Source organism: Kitasatospora cinereorecta, from assembly GCF_024172095.1.
Taxonomy (GTDB): domain Bacteria; phylum Actinomycetota; class Actinomycetes; order Streptomycetales; family Streptomycetaceae; genus Kitasatospora; species Kitasatospora cinereorecta.
Map to the genome: position 1 here is coordinate 674,855 of NZ_JAMZDX010000002.1, position 19,119 is coordinate 693,973.

15 protein-coding genes are annotated in these 19,119 nt (G+C 71.2%); 12 read left to right on the plus strand and 3 right to left on the minus strand.

Annotated features, from left to right (window positions below; all coding sequences use genetic code 11):
* Positions 1-31 precede the first annotated feature (31 nt).
* From ruvC to FHR36_RS10045, 9 genes are all read left to right on the plus strand, one after another.
* Positions 32-619 (plus strand): crossover junction endodeoxyribonuclease RuvC, encoded by a 588-nt coding sequence (gene ruvC / locus FHR36_RS10005; protein ID WP_253796729.1) that lies wholly within the window; start codon positions 32-34, stop codon positions 617-619.
* Positions 620-651: 32 nt separating this feature from the next.
* A complete protein-coding gene (gene ruvA, locus FHR36_RS10010; RefSeq protein WP_253795760.1) occupies positions 652-1,263 on the plus strand; it encodes a Holliday junction branch migration protein RuvA in 612 nt (203 codons plus the stop codon).
* A 52-nt stretch (positions 1,264-1,315) separates the two neighbouring features.
* A complete protein-coding gene (gene ruvB / locus FHR36_RS10015; RefSeq protein WP_253795762.1) occupies positions 1,316-2,404 on the plus strand; it encodes a Holliday junction branch migration DNA helicase RuvB in 1,089 nt (362 codons plus the stop codon).
* A 165-nt stretch (positions 2,405-2,569) separates the two neighbouring features.
* On the plus strand, positions 2,570-2,959 hold the full coding sequence (yajC, locus tag FHR36_RS10020) for a preprotein translocase subunit YajC (protein ID WP_253795764.1): 390 nt from the start codon (positions 2,570-2,572) through the stop codon (positions 2,957-2,959).
* Between the two features lie 150 nt (positions 2,960-3,109).
* Positions 3,110-4,903, plus strand: coding sequence for a protein translocase subunit SecD (gene secD, locus FHR36_RS10025; RefSeq protein WP_380230435.1), 1,794 nt, complete (start codon positions 3,110-3,112; stop codon positions 4,901-4,903).
* 3 nt (positions 4,904-4,906) lie between these two features.
* Positions 4,907-6,019, plus strand: a complete 1,113-nt coding sequence (gene secF / locus FHR36_RS10030) for a protein translocase subunit SecF (protein WP_253795766.1) — start codon at positions 4,907-4,909, stop codon at positions 6,017-6,019.
* 24 nt (positions 6,020-6,043) lie between these two features.
* On the plus strand, positions 6,044-6,595 hold the full coding sequence (locus FHR36_RS10035; protein WP_253795768.1) for an adenine phosphoribosyltransferase: 552 nt from the start codon (positions 6,044-6,046) through the stop codon (positions 6,593-6,595).
* Between the two features lie 63 nt (positions 6,596-6,658).
* Positions 6,659-9,088 carry a RelA/SpoT family protein gene (locus FHR36_RS10040; protein WP_253795770.1) on the plus strand — a complete coding sequence of 810 codons (2,430 nt, stop codon included), beginning with the start codon at positions 6,659-6,661 and terminating at the stop codon, positions 9,086-9,088.
* A 74-nt stretch (positions 9,089-9,162) separates the two neighbouring features.
* Complete coding sequence (locus FHR36_RS10045) at positions 9,163-9,972, plus strand: hypothetical protein (protein ID WP_253795772.1); 810 nt, start codon at positions 9,163-9,165, stop codon at positions 9,970-9,972.
* 18 nt (positions 9,973-9,990) lie between these two features.
* On the opposite strand, the gene FHR36_RS10050 is transcribed toward FHR36_RS10045, so the two are convergent.
* From FHR36_RS10050 to FHR36_RS10060, 3 genes are all read right to left on the minus strand, one after another.
* Positions 9,991-12,591 (minus strand): DUF4332 domain-containing protein, encoded by a 2,601-nt coding sequence (locus FHR36_RS10050; RefSeq protein ID WP_253795773.1) that lies wholly within the window; start codon positions 12,589-12,591, stop codon positions 9,991-9,993.
* Positions 12,592-12,788: 197 nt separating this feature from the next.
* On the minus strand, positions 12,789-14,018 hold the full coding sequence (locus FHR36_RS10055; protein WP_253795774.1) for a DUF349 domain-containing protein: 1,230 nt from the start codon (positions 14,016-14,018) through the stop codon (positions 12,789-12,791).
* Between the two features lie 220 nt (positions 14,019-14,238).
* Complete coding sequence (locus tag FHR36_RS10060; RefSeq protein WP_253795775.1) at positions 14,239-15,030, minus strand: peptidylprolyl isomerase; 792 nt, start codon at positions 15,028-15,030, stop codon at positions 14,239-14,241.
* Positions 15,031-15,248: 218 nt separating this feature from the next.
* Between FHR36_RS10060 and FHR36_RS10065 the strand changes: the two genes are divergently transcribed.
* From FHR36_RS10065 to aspS, 3 genes are read left to right on the plus strand one after another with little or no spacing between them, the layout of a single operon-like run.
* A complete protein-coding gene (locus FHR36_RS10065) occupies positions 15,249-15,956 on the plus strand; it encodes an MBL fold metallo-hydrolase (protein ID WP_253795776.1) in 708 nt (235 codons plus the stop codon).
* 12 nt (positions 15,957-15,968) lie between these two features.
* Entirely contained in the window at positions 15,969-17,231 is a 1,263-nt protein-coding gene (gene hisS / locus FHR36_RS10070; protein WP_253795777.1) for a histidine--tRNA ligase, read from the plus strand.
* On the plus strand, positions 17,228-19,018 hold the full coding sequence (gene aspS / locus FHR36_RS10075; protein ID WP_253795778.1) for an aspartate--tRNA ligase: 1,791 nt from the start codon (positions 17,228-17,230) through the stop codon (positions 19,016-19,018). The genes hisS and aspS overlap by 4 nt, the downstream gene beginning before the upstream one ends.
* Positions 19,019-19,119: the final 101 nt, after the last annotated feature.

The following is a 19,119-nucleotide window of genomic DNA, read 5'->3' on the forward strand; positions in this document are numbered from 1 at the left end:
CGGGGGTCGTGGAAAGGCGGGGTTCGTCGTGGTGCGGGTGCTGGGTGTGGACCCTGGGCTGACCAGGTGCGGTGTCGGCGTGGTCGACGGCGCGCCCGGGCGTCCGCTGCGGATGGTCGGGGTCGGTGTGGTCCGTACCCCGGCCGACGCCGAGATCGGGCAGCGGCTGCTGCAGATCGAGCAGGGCCTGGAGCAGTGGTTCGACGAGCACCGGCCGGAGCTGGTCGCCGTCGAGCGGGTCTTCGCCCAGCACAACGTACGGACGGTGATGGGGACGGCCCAGGCCTCCGCCGTCGCCATGCTGTGCGCCACCCGCCGGGGGATCCCGGTCACCCTGCACACCCCCAGCGAGGTCAAGGCCGCCGTCACCGGGTCCGGCCGCGCCGACAAGGCGCAGGTCACCGCCATGGTCACCCGGCTGCTGCGGCTCGACGCGCCGCCCAAGCCCGCCGACGCGGCGGACGCGCTGGCGCTGGCGATCTGCCACATCTGGCGCGGCGGCGCGACGAACCGGCTGGAAGCGGCAATTCGGGCCAACCACGAGGGGCGCGAGGAACTGCGCGCCCAGCCCGGCAGTACGTGGGTGCATGGTCGGTCGCGCAGTTCCTCGCGCCCCTGAAAAGACATCGCCCGACCTGAAGGGAAACACTGGTGATCGCCTTCGTCCAAGGCCCCGTCGCTGCCATCTCCGGCGGAGTCGCCGTTGTCGAGGTGGGCGGCGTCGGCATGGCCGTCCAGTGCACGCCGACCACCCTCGCCGCTCTCCGCCTGGGTGAGCCCGCGCGGCTGGCGACGTCGCTGGTGGTCCGGGAGGACTCGCTGACGCTGTTCGGGTTCGCGGACGACGACGAGCGGGCCACCTTCGAGGTGCTGCAGGCGGCGCCCGGCGTTGGGCCGAAGCTGGCGCAGGCGATCCTGGGCGTGCACAGCCCCGACGCGCTGCGGCTGGCCATCGCGAGCGGCGACGAGAAGGCGCTGGTCGCGGTGCCGGGCATCGGCAAGGCGAAGGCGGCCAAGCTGCTGCTGGAGTACAAGGACAAGCTGGGCGCCCCGCACGGTGCGGTCCCCGCGCAGAAGCCGATCGCCACCGGCCCGGCGCCGTGGCACGAGCAGCTGCACGCGGCGCTGACCGGCCTCGGCTACGCTCCGCGCGAGGCGGACGACGCGGTCGCGGCGGTGAGCGCCGAGGCGGAGGCCCAGCCGACTCCGGACGTGGGCGCGCTGCTGAGGCTGGCCCTGCGCGGCCTCAACCGATCACGCTAAAGCAACCTGACGACCTGTCCTCTTGTCGACATTGGCATTGGAGCGAGCCCCGATGAGCCCGTACGAGTCCGACCCCGCCGACCGCATCGTCACGGCGGCCGCCGACGGTGAGGACCAGGCGGTCGAGGCGGCGCTGCGCCCCAAGCTGCTGGACGAGTTCATCGGCCAGGAGCGGGTCCGCGAGCAGCTCTCGCTGGTGCTGCAGGCGGCCCGCAAGCGCGGGACGGCGCCGGACCACGTGCTGCTCAGCGGCCCGCCCGGGCTGGGCAAGACCACGCTGTCGATGATCATCGCGGCCGAGCTGAACGCCCCGATCCGGATCACCTCGGGCCCGGCCATCCAGCACGCCGGCGACCTGGCGGCGATCCTCTCCTCGCTGAGCGAGGGGGAGGTGCTGTTCCTCGACGAGATCCACCGGATGTCCCGGCCCGCCGAGGAGATGCTCTACATGGCGATGGAGGACTTCCGGGTCGACGTGATCGTCGGCAAGGGCCCGGGGGCCACCGCGATCCCGCTGGAGCTGCCGCCGTTCACGCTGGTCGGGGCGACCACCCGGGCCGGCCTGCTGCCGCCGCCGCTGCGCGACCGGTTCGGCTTCACCGGGCACATGGAGTTCTACGCGCCGGCCGAGCTGCAGCGGGTGGTCCACCGTTCGGCGGACCTGCTGGACGTGGAGATCGACCCGGCGGGCGCGGCGGAGATCGCCGGCCGCTCGCGCGGCACGCCGCGGATCGCCAACCGGCTGCTGCGCCGGGTGCGCGACTACGCGCAGGTCAAGCACGACGGCGTGGTAACCCCGGAGATCGCGGCCCAGGCGCTGGACGTGTACGAGGTGGACGCCCGCGGCCTCGACCGGCTGGACCGGGCGGTGCTGGAGGCGCTGCTGAAGCTGTTCGGCGGCGGTCCGGTGGGCCTGTCCACGCTGGCGGTGGCGGTGGGCGAGGAGTCGGAGACGGTCGAGGAGGTGGCCGAGCCGTTCCTGGTGCGCGAGGGCCTGCTGGCGCGGACGCCGCGCGGGCGGATCGCGACCGCGGCGGCGTGGCACCACCTGGGGCTGACCCCGCCGGTGCCGTCGGGGCAGCCCGGCCGGGGCACGGCGTCGGCCCAGGGTGAACTGTGGGGCCCGACGGGCGGGAGGTGAGGAATCTGTGCATGCCAAGGGTCGCCACTTTCGGCGGCGCACTGGCATGCTTGGCGTTGTCCGATCAGTTCGGGTCGCCTAGACTCCGCCGGACCGCCCCTCTCACCCGACGGGCCGACGTACACGCACTGGCCGCCCGGCAGGCGGCCGAGAAGGACCCTGGCTGTGGCTAACCTCATCATTCTCGCCCTCCCGCTCGTCGCGATCTTCCTGATGTTCCGCTCGCAGAAGAAGCGACAGGCGCAGCAGCAGTCCATGCAGACCGCGCTGCAGCCGGGCTCGGGTGTGCGCACCATCGGCGGCATGTACGCGCTGGTCAAGGCGGTCAACGACGAGACCGTCGAGCTGGAGCTCGCTCCCGGTGTCGTCGCGCACTACAGCAAGGGCGCCGTCGCGGCCGTCCTGGAGCCGCTGGAGTACGACGCGATCATCAACGGTCGCCCGCTCGAGGAGGCCGAGGCCGAGGAGGCCGAGGCCGAGCAGAAGCTGAGCCTGGACAAGGACGGCGTTTCGGACTCGGCGCCCGCCGACGGTGAGGCTCCCGATACCAAGTAGTACGGTTCGGGGTCGTACCCCGGCCGCGCGGCAGCCGCCGCAAGCCCACAGGACCTCAGGGCCGCCGCGTGCCCGCCAGCTCAGCCGTCCCGCCACGAGCCGGACACGGGGGCAGGTGCGCGGTGGCATGGACAGGGAGAAACGAGCAAGGTGGCAACACCCAAGTCGCGCCCGCGCGACGGCTACCCCGGACGGGCGCTGGCGCTCATCCTGGTGGTGACCGTCGGACTGGTCGCCCTCATGTTCGGGACGGGCTACAAGAAGCCCCGTCTCGGAATCGACCTCGCCGGTGGCACCAGCGTGACGCTGACCGCCAAGTCGGACGACCCCTCCGCGATCAACAAGTCCAACATGGACATCGCCGTCGGGATCATCCAGAAGCGCGTCAACGGCATGGGCGTCTCCGAGGCGGAGGTCCAGACCCAGGGCAGCAGCAACATCATCGTCAACATCCCCGACGGTGGTGACTCGCAGGCGTCCGTGGAGAAGGTCGGCGAGACGGCGAAGCTCTACTTCCGCCCCGTCCTGGCGCTGGCCCCGACCGGCGTGACGCCGTCGCCCAACACCGCTGCCACCCCGAGCGGTTCGGCCGCCCCGAGCGGTTCGGCCTCGCCGAAGGCCACCGGCTCGGCCGCTCCCTCCACCCCGGCGACCGCTGCCTCCCCGAGCGCCAGCGCCTCCAAGGCCGGCCGTGCCGTCTCCGGCGCCCTGATGGCGGACCCGAGCTCCTCCGCCTCCGCGCCCGCCGGCTCCGCCGCCCCGAGCGCCCCGGCGAGCGCCGCGCCCTCCGCGCCGAGCGCCGCCGACATGACCGCCGCGCTCACCCAGGGCACCGTCCCGGCCGATCTGCAGCAGCAGTTCGCCTCGCTGGACTGCTCCGTTCCGGCGCAGCGGCAGAACTACCAGAAGAGCAACGACCCGAACGCCGCCACCGTGGCGTGCTCGTACGACGCCGAGAGCGGTGTCTGGTACAAGTTCGCGCTCGGCGGTGTCGCGGTGAACGGCCAGGACGTCGCCAAGGCGCAGGCCGCGTACGACACCCAGAACGGCACCGGCTGGCAGGTGCTGCTGAACTTCACCGACGCCGGCTCCAAGGCCTTCGCGGACACCACCGGCAAGCTGGCGGCCCAGCCGCAGCCGGCCAACCAGTTCGCCATCGTCCTGGACGGCAAGGTGGTCTCCCACCCGTACGTCCAGTCCGCGATCTCCGGCGGCAGCGCCCAGATCTCCGGCTCCTTCTCGCAGGAGGACGCCAAGGCGCTGGCCAACGTGCTGAGCTTCGGCGCCCTGCCGCTGGACTTCGTGCAGAGCGACGTCACCACCGTCTCCCCCCAGCTGGGTGGTGAGCAGCTGCAGGCCGGTCTGGTCGCCGGTCTGATCGGCATGGCCCTGGTGGTCGTCTACTCGCTGATCTACTACCGCGGTCTGGGCCTGGTCTCGATCGCCGGTCTGGTGGTCTCCGCGATCCTGACCTACGCGATCATGAGCCTGCTCGGCGCCGGCATCGGCTTCGCGCTGAACCTCCCCGCGGTCTGCGGTGCGATCGTGGCGATCGGTATCACCGCCGACTCGTTCATCGTGTACTTCGAGCGCATCCGTGACGAGGTCCGCGAGGGCGCCCCGCTGAAGGCGGCCGTCCAGCGTGCCTGGCCGCGCGCCCGCCGCACCATCCTGGTCTCGGACTTCGTGTCCTTCCTGTGTGCCGCGGTGCTCTACCTGGTGTCGGTCGGCAAGGTGCAGGGCTTCGCCTTCACGCTGGGTCTGACCACGCTGCTCGACGTCGTGGTGATCTTCCTGTTCACCAAGCCGATGATCACCCTGCTGGCCCGCACGAAGTTCTTCGCCAGCGGCCACCCGTGGTCCGGCCTGGACCCGAAGCGGCTCGGCGCCCGTCCGCCGATCCGTGGTGGTCGCCGCCGTTCCGCCACCGCCAAGGAGGCCTGACCCATGTCCCTGCGCAACATCGGTCACCGGCTCTACCAGGGCGAGGTCAGCTTCGACTTCGTCGGCAAGCGCAAGATCTGGTACTCGCTCTCCGGCCTGATCGTGGCGGTCGCCGCCATCGGTCTGGCGATGGGCCTGCACCTGGGCATCGAGTTCAAGGGCGGCTCGGTCTACACCGTGCACAAGCCCGACCTCACGATCTCGCAGGCGAAGGACATCGCCAACAAGATCACCAACTCGACCACCCCGGTGGTCCAGAAGACCGACAAGGGCGACATCCGCATCCAGGTGAGCGCGGAGAACTCGATCTCCTCCGCGACCTTCACCAAGGAGCTCTCGCAGGACATCGGTGTCCAGGAGAAGGACATCAACGCCCAGGTGATCGGCCCCTCCTGGGGTGACGAGATCTCCAAGAAGGCACTGCTCGGCCTGGTCATCTTCATGGTCCTGGTGACCGCCTACCTGGCGATCGCCTTCGAGTGGCGGATGGCGCTGGCCGCCCTGGTCGCGCTGATCCACGACCTCCTGATCACCATCGGCGTGTACGCCCTGGTGGGCTTCGAGGTCACCCCGGGCACCGTGATCGGCTTCCTGACCATCCTCGGTTACTCGCTCTACGACACGGTCGTCGTCTTCGACACCGTGAAGGAGAACACCAAGGGGATCACCAAGCAGAGCAAGCGCACCTACAGCGAGGCCGCGAACCTGGGCCTCAACCAGACCCTGGTGCGTTCCATCAACACCACGGTGGTCGCGCTGCTGCCGGTCTCGGCGCTGCTGTTCATCGGTGGCGGCATCCTCGGTGCCGGCACCCTGAACGACATCTCGCTGGCCCTGTTCATCGGTCTGGCCGCCGGTGCCTACTCCTCGATCTGCGTCGCCACCCCGCTGCTCGCGCAGCTGAAGGAGCAGCAGCCCGAGATGAAGGCCCTGGCCAAGAAGGTCGCGCTGCGCCGCGCCTCCGACGCCAAGGCCGCGGCCGAGGCCGCCGAGCGCGGTGAGACCCCGGACGGCGAGGACTTCGAGGACGAGGACCTCCCCACCGGTATGGTCGGTCAGCGTACGCAGCCGGTGAGCCGGTCCCGCGCCAAGGGACGGCCTTCCGGCAAGCGCTGAGCCCCGACGCCCAAAGGAACCCCCGTGACCTCCCAGAACACCGACCTGGCCCAGCTCCTCGACAGCCGGATCAGGGACGTGCCCGACTACCCGAAGCCCGGCGTGCTGTTCAAGGACATCGCGCCGCTGCTGGCCGACGCCGAGGCCTTCGCCGCCCTCACCAGGGCGCTGGCCGAGCGGGCCCGGGAACTCGGCGCCACCAAGGTGGTCGGACTGGAGGCACGGGGGTTCGTGCTCGCGGCCCCGGCGGCGTTCGCCGCCGGGCTCGGCTTCGTGCCGATCCGCAAGAAGGGCAAGCTCCCCGGCGAGGTCTTCGCCCGCTCGTACGAGCTGGAGTACGGCTCGGCCACCCTCGAGGTGCAGTGCGACGCCTTCGCGCCGGGCGAGAAGGTGCTGGTGGTGGACGACGTGCTGGCCACCGGCGGCACCATCGCCGCCTCGCTGGACCTGGTCCAGGAGGCCGGCGCCGAACTGGTCGGCGTGGTGGTGCTGATGGAGCTGGGCTTCCTGCCCGGCCGCGAGCGACTGCTCCCGCACCTGGGCGGCGCCCCGCTGGAGACGCTGATCACGGTGTGATCCGGCGGGCGGACCGCGGTGGGCGTCGGCCGGTCACGCGGGGTGGGTCGTGGTGTCGGTACCATGAAGATTCACCCCTCTCCACTAGGAGTGTCCTTGCCCGACGAGGTTGTGCCCACGGCTGACCAGAGCCGGCCCGCGCCCACCGGTGCCGCTCCGCTGCGGCCGCCGACGACCGCGCCGCGGCCCTCTCCCGGTGGAATGCGGGCCCGGCTCGCCAGGCTCGGCGGCCAGCGCAGCAGTACGGTCAACCCGGTGCTGGAGCCGCTGTTCCGCACCATCCGGGCCAACGACCCGAAGGCCGACCCCGCGCTGCTCAAGGACATCGAGCAGGCGTACGCGGTGGCCGAGAAGTGGCACCGCGGGCAGAAGCGCAAGAGCGGCGACCCGTACATCACCCACCCGCTGGCCGTGGCGACCATCCTGGCCGAGCTGGGCATGGACGCCCCCACCCTGATGGCCGGGCTGCTGCACGACACCGTCGAGGACACCGACTACGGCCTGGACACCCTGCGCCGCGACTTCGGCGACTCGGTGGCCCTGCTGGTCGACGGCGTCACCAAGCTGGACCGGGTCAAGTTCGGCGAGGCCGCGCAGGCCGAGACCGTCCGCAAGATGGTCGTGGCGATGGCCAAGGACCCGCGGGTCCTGGTGATCAAGCTGGCCGACCGCCTGCACAACATGCGCACCATGCGCTACCTCAAGCGGGAGAAGCAGGAGAAGAAGGCCCGCGAGACCCTCGAGATCTACGCCCCGCTGGCGCACCGGCTGGGCATGAACACCATCAAGTGGGAGCTGGAGGACCTCGCCTTCGCGATCCTCTACCCCAAGATGTACGACGAGATCGTGCGGCTGGTCGCCGAGCGCGCCCCGAAGCGGGACGAGTACCTGGCGACCGTGATCGACCAGGTCCAGGGCGACCTGCGGGGCGCCCGGATCACCGCCCAGGTGACCGGCCGGCCGAAGCACTACTACTCCGTGTACCAGAAGATGATCGTGCGGGGCCGCGACTTCGCCGAGATCTACGACCTGGTGGGCATCCGGGTCCTGGTCGACACCGTCCGCGACTGCTACGCGGCGCTGGGCACCATCCACGCGCGGTGGAACCCGGTGCCGGGGCGGTTCAAGGACTACATTGCGATGCCCAAGTTCAACATGTACCAGTCGCTGCACACCACGGTGATCGGTCCCGGGGGCAAGCCCGTCGAGCTGCAGATCCGCACCTTCGACATGCACCGCCGGGCCGAGTACGGCATCGCCGCGCACTGGAAGTACAAGCAGCGCGCGGTCGCCGGCGCCTCCAAGGTGCGTACCGACACGCCGACCCACGGCCGCCAGCACGACAAGGCCGACGCGGTCAACGAGATGGCCTGGCTGCGGCAGCTGCTGGACTGGCAGAAGGAGACCGAGGACCCGAGCGAGTTCCTCGAGTCGCTGCGCTTCGACCTGTCCAGCAACGAGGTCTTCGTCTTCACCCCCAAGGGTGACGTGATAGCCCTGCCCGCGCTGGCCACCCCGGTGGACTTCGCCTTCGCCGTCCACACCGAGGTCGGCTACCGCTGCATCGGCGCCCGGGTCAACGGCCGGCTGGTGCCGCTGGAGTCCACCCTGGAGAACGGCGACACCGTCGAGGTGTTCACCTCCAAGGCGGAGAACGCCGGCCCGTCCCGCGACTGGCTGACCTTCGTCAAGTCGCCGCGGGCCCGCAACAAGATCCGCGCCTGGTTCTCCAAGGAGCGCCGCGAGGAGGCGATCGAGCAGGGCAAGGAGGCCATCGCCCGGGCGATGCGCAAGCAGGGCCTGCCGATCCAGCGCATCCTCACCGGCGACTCGCTGGTCACCCTGGCGCACGAGATGCGCTACCCCGACATCTCCTCGCTGTACGCCGCGATCGGCGAGGGTCACGTCACCGCGCAGTCGATCGTCCAGAAGCTGGTCCAGGCGATGGGCGGCGAGGAGGGCGCGGTCGAGGACCTCGCCGAGACCGCCACCCCGCCGCACCAGCCGCGCGCCATGCGCCGCCGCGCCAAGGGCGACCCGGGCGTGATCGTCAAGGGCGTGGACGACCTCTGGGTCAAGCTGTCCCGCTGCTGCACCCCGGTGCCGGGCGACCCGATCGTCGGCTTCATCACCCGCGGCAACGGCGTCTCGGTGCACCGCGCCGACTGCGTCAACGTGGAGTCCCTCCAGCAGCAGCCGGAGCGCATGATCGAGGTCGAGTGGGCCGCCACCCAGTCCTCGGTCTTCCTGGTGGCCATCCAGGTGGAGGCGCTCGACCGCTCCCGCCTGCTCTCGGACGTCACCCGGGTGCTCTCCGACCAGCACGTCAACATCCTGTCCGCGGCGGTGCAGACCTCCCGCGACCGGGTGGCGATGAGCCGCTTCACCTTCGAGATGGGCGACCCGAAGCACCTCGGGCACGTGCTCAAGGCGGTCCGCGGCGTCGAGGGCGTGTACGACGTCTACCGGGTGACCTCCGCCCGCAGCAGGTAGTTCCTCCGGGTGCGCCCCGTCCCCGTCCCGCCGACACTGACGGGGACGGGGGCGGGCGGCACCGAGGAGGGCTCGTGGAGCGCAGGCAGCTGGTCGTCACCGCACTGATCGGCACCGTCCTGACGGCCCTGGCGGGCTGTGGCGGCGACGGCTCGGCGTCCCACGCCACCGCGACCGGGAGCGCACCCGTCAGCGGCTCCGCGGCCGCCGCGGGCGGCAGCGCCAACGGTGTGGAGAACCTGCCCGCCCAGGAGATAGTCCGGCGCTCCGTCCAGGCGCTCAAGGAGGGCCGCACCGCCCACGCCGTCGGCGCCCTGACCAGCGCCGGCCAGCGGATCGCCCTCGACCTCGCGCTCGACACCGACGCCAACTGCTCCGGCACCATGAGCCTCGGCACGGAGGGCGGCTTCGCGCTGGTCAAGGTCGGCAAGGACCTGTGGATCAAGCCCGACCAGACCTTCTGGGACGCGCACGGCGCCGCCTCGGTCGGCAAGGTCGCCGGCGACCGCTACCTGAAGACCACCGAGGACGACGCCGACTTCGGCGACGTCACCTCGCTCTGCGACCTCACTCAGCTGGCCGATTCGATCGGACAGAACGCCGGCGCCGTCACCCGCGGCACCCAGACCGTGCTCGGCGGGATCCCCGCCGTCACCGTCACGGGCGTGGACGAGGAGGGCGAGCCCGGCACGCTGTTCGTCTCCACCCAGGGGCGGCCGTACCCGCTGCGGATGGAGAAGAGCAGCGGCTCCGACAGCGGCGGCATCGACTTCAAGGACTTCGGGGTGCCGGTGCCGAGCGCGACGCCCGGTCCGGACCAGAGCATCGACGTCGACCAGCTGCGGCAGCAGACGCTCCCGTCGGGGCCGACCGCCTCGGTCTGAGCCGGGTCGGCAGGCTTTTTACCGGAGCCGGCCGATCCGGTCCGCCGCCCGCCGGCCTCGCCGGGAGCGGTTGGCGGCCGCGGCCGTGGAGACCGCGTCCGGCAGCCAGGACTCCACGTCCTCCATCTCGCCGATGCAGGGACCCTCCCGGTTCGCCTTCCGCAGTGCCTCGAACAGCTTGTCCTTGTCGCTGGCGACCTCCGACTCGAGCCGGGCCGGTGAGTCGATGCCGCAGGCGACCAGCAGGCCGAGAGCGGCAGGGCAGGCGAGGTGGTCGTGCAGTTGGGTGAGCTGGGCGATCTGGACGAACCGCTCGACCAGCACCGGCGAGGCGTCGAGGTACTCGGCCAGCGTGGCGCGCTGACGGGCCGTCGTGGTGCGGAGCAGGAAGTCCGCCGGAGCGCTGAGCCCGGCCTCGACGAGCCTCAGCCGGCACGAGTCGAAGATCGGCAGGTCGAGGAAGGTCGAGGCGGTGGCGGTGAGCGCCTGGTACTCCTCGCTGTCGTGCAGCGCGCGAAGGCAGGGATCCTTGCGGGCCTCGGCCAGGGCCTCGGTCGACAGCGCGATCCGCAGGTAGTGGATGGCGGTGCTCCTGGACATGGGATGGCTCCGCCGGTCGAGGGCGGCGAGGCGGGCGTACTCGTAGGCCAGCCGCGGCGCGGGTGCGCGTTGCATGAACGAGTGACGGTCCGACCGGACGTCGGTGAGTGCGGTGATCTCGTGCTGCATGGCCAGGCCGATGGGATGGATCTGCCTGGCGAGGATCGTCAGCTCGATGTCGTTCGTCCCGGCGTTCTCGCAGACGCGTACGAGCCGGTCGACGTTCCTGCTCGCGGCAGCGAGAGCCTGCAGGTCCATGTGGCCCGACACCACGCACCTGTTGATCCACTGCGAGGCGCTGCGGTAGAGCGCCCGGATCAGCAGCGTGTCCGGGCAGAACCTTTCGATGTCGTCCAGCTGGTGGTCCACGTCCTCGGCGAGTTCGCGGTAGACGTGGCTGTCGGGCGGGGTGCCGTCCTGGAGTGCCCACAGATGGTCGACGCGGGCGAGGACGTTGCCCGGATCCTCGTCGACGGCTCGGGCCAGCAGGGCTGTCCGCCCCTCGGGGTCGTCGATGAGCGAGCGACTGGTTGCGATCACCTGCAGGGTGACGCTCCGCCAGTTGGTGGCACCGCAGAGCTGGCTCCTGAGCCGGGGGTGCGACCGGCTCAGCCGGAGCAGGGTCACGGCGGCCGCGCCGGTGAGGAGCTGGGCCTTCGCCCGCTCCCGGGCCTCCTGGCCCTTGCACAACGGGAGGAACAGCTCGGCGCGGCTGAAGACCTCGCTGCCGGCGTGACGACCGTTGCGGGTGAGCGTCACGGTGATCCGGTTGTCGTCCATGACGGCGGCCCGCACCCGCCAGGTGAGGTCCGGCCGGATGGCGAAGAAGAGGCCGGAGAGAGCCGCGGCGACCTTCCCGGACGGCAGGGCGCTGAGCTCCTCGGTGCTGATCTTGCTGAGGTGCATGGAGCTGGTGACCGCCCGCAGCCGCATCGGCGGGGTGTCGATGCCGAGGTCATGGACCCGGGCCAGCAGGTAGTCGGTGGCGACCGGGTCGTTCTCCCCGTCCGGGGACTGGACGGACACCTGGAGCCGGAGGTTCTGGCCGAAGGCCGCGGCGGTGAGCAGGATTCCGTACAGCGCGAGGACCGCGTAGGTGGCGAGCAGCCGCCCGTCGGGGTCGTGCAGGACGAGCATGCGGAGCGCGAGGCCCAGGCCGCCGATGACCACGAGCGGGACCAGCAGGCGCCACCAGTAGAAGAACGCCCCCAGGACGAGGGGCCGCCAGCTGCAGAAGAGCCGCGCCAGCGTTCTCCAGCGCGACACCCGCCCGGCGGTGAACCGGTGGCGTTCATGGGTCCAGGCCGCCGCGACGATGATCGCCGCAGGGAAGACCGCCAGCGCCGCCAGGTCGGCCGGCCAGTCGCTGACGCTGCTCGGATCGAAGGGATGGAACATCTGGTAGATCGCGAACATCAGGGCGGACCCGATCAGCAGAAGGAAGCCGGTGACGCCCAGCGACAGCCGCCAGGGCCTGGGCCAGGCGATCGAGTCGACCTTCACCACGACAGCGGTGAGCAGCCCGCTCAGCGTCAGCAGGCCGAGCAGGACGATGCCGGCTGCGGCGAACAGCTGGGTCATCGGAACGACCCAGCGCTCGTAGAACAGATCCCACTGGGAGAGTGCCAGGTTCTGCTGACGGGCCGTGATCTCGTCGAGGCCGGCCGTCGCCTCGGCGTTCTCGGCGTCGACGGCCAGGGCCTCCCGGAACTTCCGCTCGGCCGCCGCGAGGTCGCCCGCGCGGAGCAGCTCCTGTCCGGCGGCGGCGGACTGGGCGGCGACCTGACGGTGTGCGGCGACCAGGGAGAGACCGAGCGACGCGCAGTTCGACGGCGTCGAGTCGGCCGTCTGGGTGTAGAGCGCCGCGGCCTGAGCGAGGTGTCCGGCCTCCAGCGACTGCTGGGCCAGCGCGCAGAGGGCGGTCGGGTCGGGGGCCGCGTGACCGGGGGCGGCGGACGCGGCGAGGGCCGCGGCGGCGAGCAGCACGGCGGCGGCCGTCCGGCCTGGGTGTCTCGGCATCGTGCACCTCGGGTCCGCAGGGCCCCCCGTCCACGAACGATAGGGGTGCCTGCTCCGCCCCGCTGGCCGGATGCGACCGGTCGGACGAGCGCAGAAGGGGCGCGGGGAACTGCGCTTGTCGGCCACGCTCCACGTGAGTGCATGGTCGGTCGCGCAGTTCCTCGCGCCCCTGATGGTGCGCCCTCAGCGGTAAGGTCTCAGCCGCTGAACTCCTGGAGGGACTTCTGCGCCTGGTCCAGCAGTGCCTGACGGCCCGCCAGCTCGGACTCCAGCTTGGCGACCTTGCTCGCGTTGCCGGCGGCCCGGGCCTTGTCGATGTCCGCCTGGAGCTTGTCCACGGCGGCCTGGAGCAGGCCGGTCATGCCGGCGGCGCGGGCCTTGGCCTCCGGGTTGGAGCGCTGCCACTCGGCCTCCTCGGCCTCGCGGATCGCGCGCTCCACCGCGTTGAGACGGCCGTCCAGCTTCGGACGGACCTCGCGCGGCACGTGGCCGATGGCCTCCCAGCGCTCGTTGACGTCGCGCAGCGCGGCCTTGGCAGCCTTGAGGTCGGTGATCGGCAGGATCGCCTCGGCCTCGACCAGCAGCGCCTCCTTGGCGTGCTGGTTCTCGCCCTGCTCGTGGTCGCGCTCGCTGAACGCGGCGGAGCGGGCCTGGAAGAAGACGTCCTGGGCGCCGCGGAAGCGGGCCCACAGCTCCTCCTCCGCGTCCCGCTGGGCGCGGCCGGCGGCCTTCCACTGGGTCATCAGATCGCGGTACGCGGCCGCGGTCGGACCCCACTCGGTCGAGTCGGAGAGCGACTCGGCCTCGGCGACCAGCTTCTCCTTGACCAGCCGGGCCTGCTCCCGCTCGCTGTCCAGCGCGGCGAAGTGCGCCTTGCGGTGCTTGGAGAACACCGAGCGGGCGTGCGAGAAGCGGTGCCACAGCTCGTCGTCGCTCTTGCGGTCGAGGCGGGGCAGGGCCTTCCAGTTGTCCACCAGGGCGCGCAGCCGGTCGCCGGCCTCCCGCCACTGGTTGGACTCGGCCAGCTGCTCGGCCTCGGCGACCAGCGCCTCCTTGGCGGCGCGGGTCTCGTCCTGGGCCTTGGCGCGGGCGGCCCGGCGCTCGCTCTGGCGGGTCTCGATCTCGCCGCCCAGGGTGTCGAGGCGCTTGGCGAGCGCGTCGAGGTCGCCGACGGCGTGCGCCTCGACGACCTGCGCGCGCAGGTGGTCGAGCGCCGTCTGCGCCTCCTTGGCGGCCAGGTCGGTCTTGCGGACCCGGTGCTCCAGCAGGCCGATCTCGGCCTCGAGGCCCTGGTACTTGCGCTCGAAGTAGGCGAGAGCCTCCTCGGGCGACCCGGCCTGCCAGGAGCCGACCTGGCGTTCGCCCTCGGCCGTCCTGACGTAGACGTTCCCCTGCTCGTCGACACGGCCCCACGGATCGCTGCTCACAGCGCCTCCTCCACATGACGCCGCGCCCAACGGGATCGCGGACGTCGTCCACAGTTGATGTGCGGCGGACCGATGGAGCCCGCCGTCCGATCCGTCGTGTTGTTTCGCCGAGGGTGACGGCCGACGGTCAGGGCACCCTATACAACAGCAACATAGGCGACCAGCGCCGGTGCTGTCCGCATCCGGCGCCGGTCGATTTCGCGCGGCGGTCGCCCCGGGCTCAGCCCTTGGCGGTGGTCACCGCGTTGAGCACGACGTTGGCGACCGGCGGACCGTCGGGGCCACCGCCCTGGACACCGCCGGCGGCGATGTTCTGGAGCACGTCCAGGCCGCCGGTGATCTTGCCGAACGGGGTGTAGCTGGGCGGCAGCTGGGTGTCCTTGTAGACGATGAAGAACTGGCTGCCGTTGGTGTTCGGGCCGGAGTTGGCCATCGCCAGGGTGCCCGCCGGGTAGGTCGCGCCGGTCAGGTTCTCGTCGGCGAACTTGTAGCCGGGCGAGCCGGTGCCGGTGCCCTGCGGGTCGCCGCACTGGAGGACGTAGATGTTCTCGGTGGTGAGGCGGTGGCACTTGGTGTGGTCGAAATACTGCTCGCCGGACAGGAACGAGAAGGAGTTCACCGTGTGCGGGGCCTTGGCGGCGTCCAGGGTGGCGGTGATCTTGCCGCAGCTGGTGTCCAGGGTCGCGGTGTAGGCCGCCTTGGTGTCGATCGACATGGCCGGCTCGGTCTGCCACTGCTTGCCGTTCGGCTGGCCGGCGGCGGGCGCGGTGCAGCCCTTGACCGGGGTCACCGCGGCGGTCGGCGCGGCCTGGGCGCTGCTCTTGCCCTTGTCGTCGGAGCTGAAGACGCCGCCCGCCGCGGCACCGACGACGCCGAGCAGGACGACGGCCAGCGAGCCGCCGACGATCGCGTTGCGCTGCTTCCGCTTCTTCGCGGCCTCGACGCGGCGCTCCATCTGGCGCTCGTACTTCTCACGGGCGAGCTGGCGCCGCCGCTGTTCGCTGGTGACCACGGGCCGTGTCTCTCCTACTTGGCAGGTGAATCGTTGCGGTGCGGATCATCGCACCCATTGGCGGCCAAGTGTAGGGACCTCGTGCGTAAGTGCGAGATCAGCCGTGAATGAGAATGCTCCGGTCGGGCGCACCTATCTGGTTCGCTCGCGGTGCCTCGCCGCCGGTAGGCTGCGGTGAGACCACAACTGACCGCCACCGAATCGATACGAGGACTCGCGTGTTCGTCGCCGGATTCCCCGCCGGGGCCTGGGGCACCAATTGCTACCTGGTCGCGCCCGCAGCCGGTGAGGAGTGCGTGATCGTCGACCCGGGGCACGAGGCCGCCGAGGGCGTCGAGGAGCTGATCCGCGAGCACCGGCTGAAGCCGGTCGCGGTGCTTCTCACCCACGGGCACATCGACCACATCGCCTCGGTCGTGCCGGTCTGCGGCGCGCGGAACGTCCCGGCGTGGATCCACCCCGAGGACCGCTACATGATGGCCGACCCGGCCCGCGGCCTCGGACGCTCGCTCGGTCAGCAGATCATGGGCTCGATCACGGTCGGCGAGCCGGACGACGTGCGGGAGCTGAAGGACGGCAGCGTCCTGGAGCTCGCCGGTCTGGAGCTCACCGTCGACCACGCGCCCGGCCATACCAAGGGGTCGGTGACCTTCCGGACGCCCTCGAGCGACGACATCCCACCGGTGCTGTTCTCGGGCGACCTGCTGTTCGCCGGCTCCATCGGGCGTACGGACCTCCCGGGCGGGGACAGCGCGGCGATCATGCAGTCGCTGGCCCGGGTGTGCCTGCCCCTCGACGACGCGACCGTGGTCCTCTCCGGCCACGGCTCCCAGACCACCATCGGCCGAGAGCGCGCCACCAACCCCTACCTCATGCAGGCGGCAGGTGCGCAGGGCGCTCCGGCCTTCCCGCGACGAGGAATGTGACGGAAGACGAAGTTGAGCACCTTCACCGCCCCCAAGGGCACCTACGACCTGCTGCCGCCGAGCTCCGCGACCTTCCTGGCGATCCGCGAGGCGATCGCCGCCCCCGCCCGGCGGGCCGGCTACGGCTACATCGAGACCCCGGTCTTCGAGGACGTGAAGCTGTTCTCCCGCGGTGTCGGCGAGTCCACCGACATCGTCACCAAGGAGATGTACAACCTGACCACGCGCGGCGGCGACGAGCTCGCGCTGCGCCCCGAGGGCACCGCCTCCGTGCTGCGCGCCGCCCTCCAGGCCAACCTGCACAAGCAGGGCAACCTCCCGGTCAAGCTCTGGTACTCCGGTTCGTACTACCGCTACGAGCGCGCCCAGAAGGGCCGCTACCGCCAGTTCTCGCAGGTCGGCGCGGAGGCGATCGGCGCCGAGGACCCGGCGCTGGACGCCGAGCTGATCATCCTGGCCGACGACGCCTTCCGCTCGCTCGGCCTGTCGAACTACTCGCTGCTGCTCAACAGCCTCGGCGACAAGCAGTGCCGCCCGGTCTACCGCGCCGCGCTGATCGAGTTCCTGGCCGGCCTCGACCTGGACGAGGACACCCGCCGCCGCGCCGAGATCAACCCGCTGCGCGTCCTCGACGACAAGCGGGAGTCGGTGCAGGCCCAGCTCACCGACGCCCCGATGCTGCGCGACTTCCTCTGCGAGGAGTGCAAGGCGTACGACGACAAGGTGCGCGAGCTGCTCACCCTCGCCGGTGTGGCGTTCACCGACGACCCGAAGCTGGTCCGCGGCCTGGACTACTACACCCGCACCACCTTCGAGTTCGTGCACAACGGCCTCGGCGCGCAGTCCGCGATCGGCGGCGGCGGGCGGTACGACGGCCTGTCCGAGATGATCGGCGGACCGGCGCTGCCCTCGGTCGGCTGGGCGCTCGGCGTGGACCGCACCTTCCTGGCCATGGAGTCCGAGGGGGTCGCCCTCGACCTGCCCGCCGCGACCGCGGTGTACGCCGTGGCGCTCGGCGAGGAGGCCAAGAACGTCCTCTTCGCCAAGGTGGTCGAGCTGCGCCGGGCCGGCGTCGCCACCGACCTGGCCTTCGGCGTCAAGAGCATCAAGAACGCCATGAAGTCCGCCGACCGTTCCGGCGCCCGCTTCGCGGTCGTCGCCGGCGACCGGGACCTCGCCGAAGGCGTCGTCCAGCTCAAGGACATGCAGTCCGGTGAGCAGATCCCCGTCGCCCTCGAGGCGCTCGTCACCACCCTGAAGGAGAAGCAGCTGTGATCCGCACGCATGACGCGGGCACGCTCCGCGCGGAGCACGCCGGCACCACCGTCACCCTGGCCGGCTGGGTCGCCCGCCGCCGTGACCACGGCGGTGTGGCCTTCATCGATCTGCGCGACGCCTCCGGCACCGTCCAGATCGTGGTCCGCGACCTGGAGTCGGTGCACGGGCTGCGCTCCGAGTACTGCGTCAAGGTGATCGGCGAGGTCTCCGTCCGCCCCGCGGGCAACGAGAACCCGGACATCCCGACCGGTGCCGTCGAGGTCGTGGTCGAGTCCATCGAGGTGCTCTCCGAGGCCGCCCCGCTGCCGTTCCAGGTCGCCGAGTACGAGCCCGGCTCGGTCAACGAGGAGGTGCGCCTGCGCTACCGCTACCTGGACCTCCGCCGTGAGGGCCCGGCCCGCGCGCTGCGCCTGCGCTCCAAGGTCAACCACATCATCCGCACGGTGATGGAGGAGAACGACTACCTCGACATCGAGACCCCGTACCTGACCCGCTCCACCCCCGAGGGTGCACGCGACTTCCTGGTGCCGGTCCGCCTGCAGCCGGGCCACTGGTACGCCCTGCCGCAGTCGCCGCAGCTGTTCAAGCAGCTGCTGATGGTGGCCGGCATGGAGCGCTACTACCAGATCGCCCGCTGCTTCCGCGACGAGGACTTCCGCGCCGACCGCCAGCCGGAGTTCACCCAGCTGGACATCGAGGCGTCCTTCGTCGACCAGGAGGACGTCCTGGCCCTCGGCGAGAAGATCGTCGGCCGGATCTGGAAGGAGACGCACGGGTACGAGATCCCCAACCCGCTGCCCCGCCTCTCCTACGCCGACGCGATGTCCCGCTACGGCTCGGACAAGCCGGACGTGCGCTTCGGCCAGGAGCTGACCGACCTCACCGAGTACTTCAAGGGCACCGAGTTCCGCGTGTTCCAGGCCCCGTACGTCGGCGCCGTGGTCATGCCGGGCGGCGCCTCGCAGCCGCGCAAGCAGCTGGACGCCTGGCAGGACTGGGCCAAGGCGCGCGGCGCCCGCGGCCTGGCGTACGTCCTGGTGGACGCCGAGACCGGCGAGCTGCGCGGCCCGGTGGCCAAGAACCTCTCCGAGGAGCACCTGGCCGGCCTCGCCGCCGCCGCGGGTGCCAAGCCGGGCGACGCGGTGTTCTTCGCGGCCGGCAAGAAGACCGCCTCGCAGGAGCTGCTGGGCGCCGCCCGCCTGGAGATCGGCCGCCGCTGCAACCTGATCGACGAGTCGCAGTGGGCCTTCCTCTGGGTGGTCGACTTCCCGATGTTCGAGCCGATCGAGGACGACAAGGGCGAGTTCCAGGGCTGGCACGCCGTGCACCACCCCTTCACCGCCCCGACCACCGAGTCGCTGGCCACCTTCGACACCGACCCGGGCAGCGCGCTCTCCAACGCGTACGACCTGGTGCTCAACGGCTCGGAGCTGGGCGGCGGTTCGATCCGTATCCACCAGCGCGAGGTGCAGAAGCGGGCGTTCGACGCGATCGGCCTCTCCGAGGAGGAGGCGGCCTCGCAGTTCGGCTTCCTGCTGGACGCCTTCAACTACGGCCCGCCGCCGCACGGCGGCATCGCGCTCGGCCTGGACCGCGTGGTCACCCTGCTCGGCGGCTACGACACCATCCGCGACGTCATCGCCTTCCCGAAGACGTCCACCGGTGGCGACCCGCTGACCGGTGCGCCGACGCCGATCACCCCGGCCCAGCGCCGCGAGGCCGGTGTGGACGCCACGCCGAAGTCCCGCGAGGCGAAGGCCGCCGAGCCGGAGCAGTCCGCCTGACCGGCTCCGCCGCATTGTGCCCGGCCCCGGCCGGTGTGACCTGCTTCACGGTAGGCTCGCACCGCCCGGGGCCGGCGTGCTGTACAGCGTCGTACAGACCG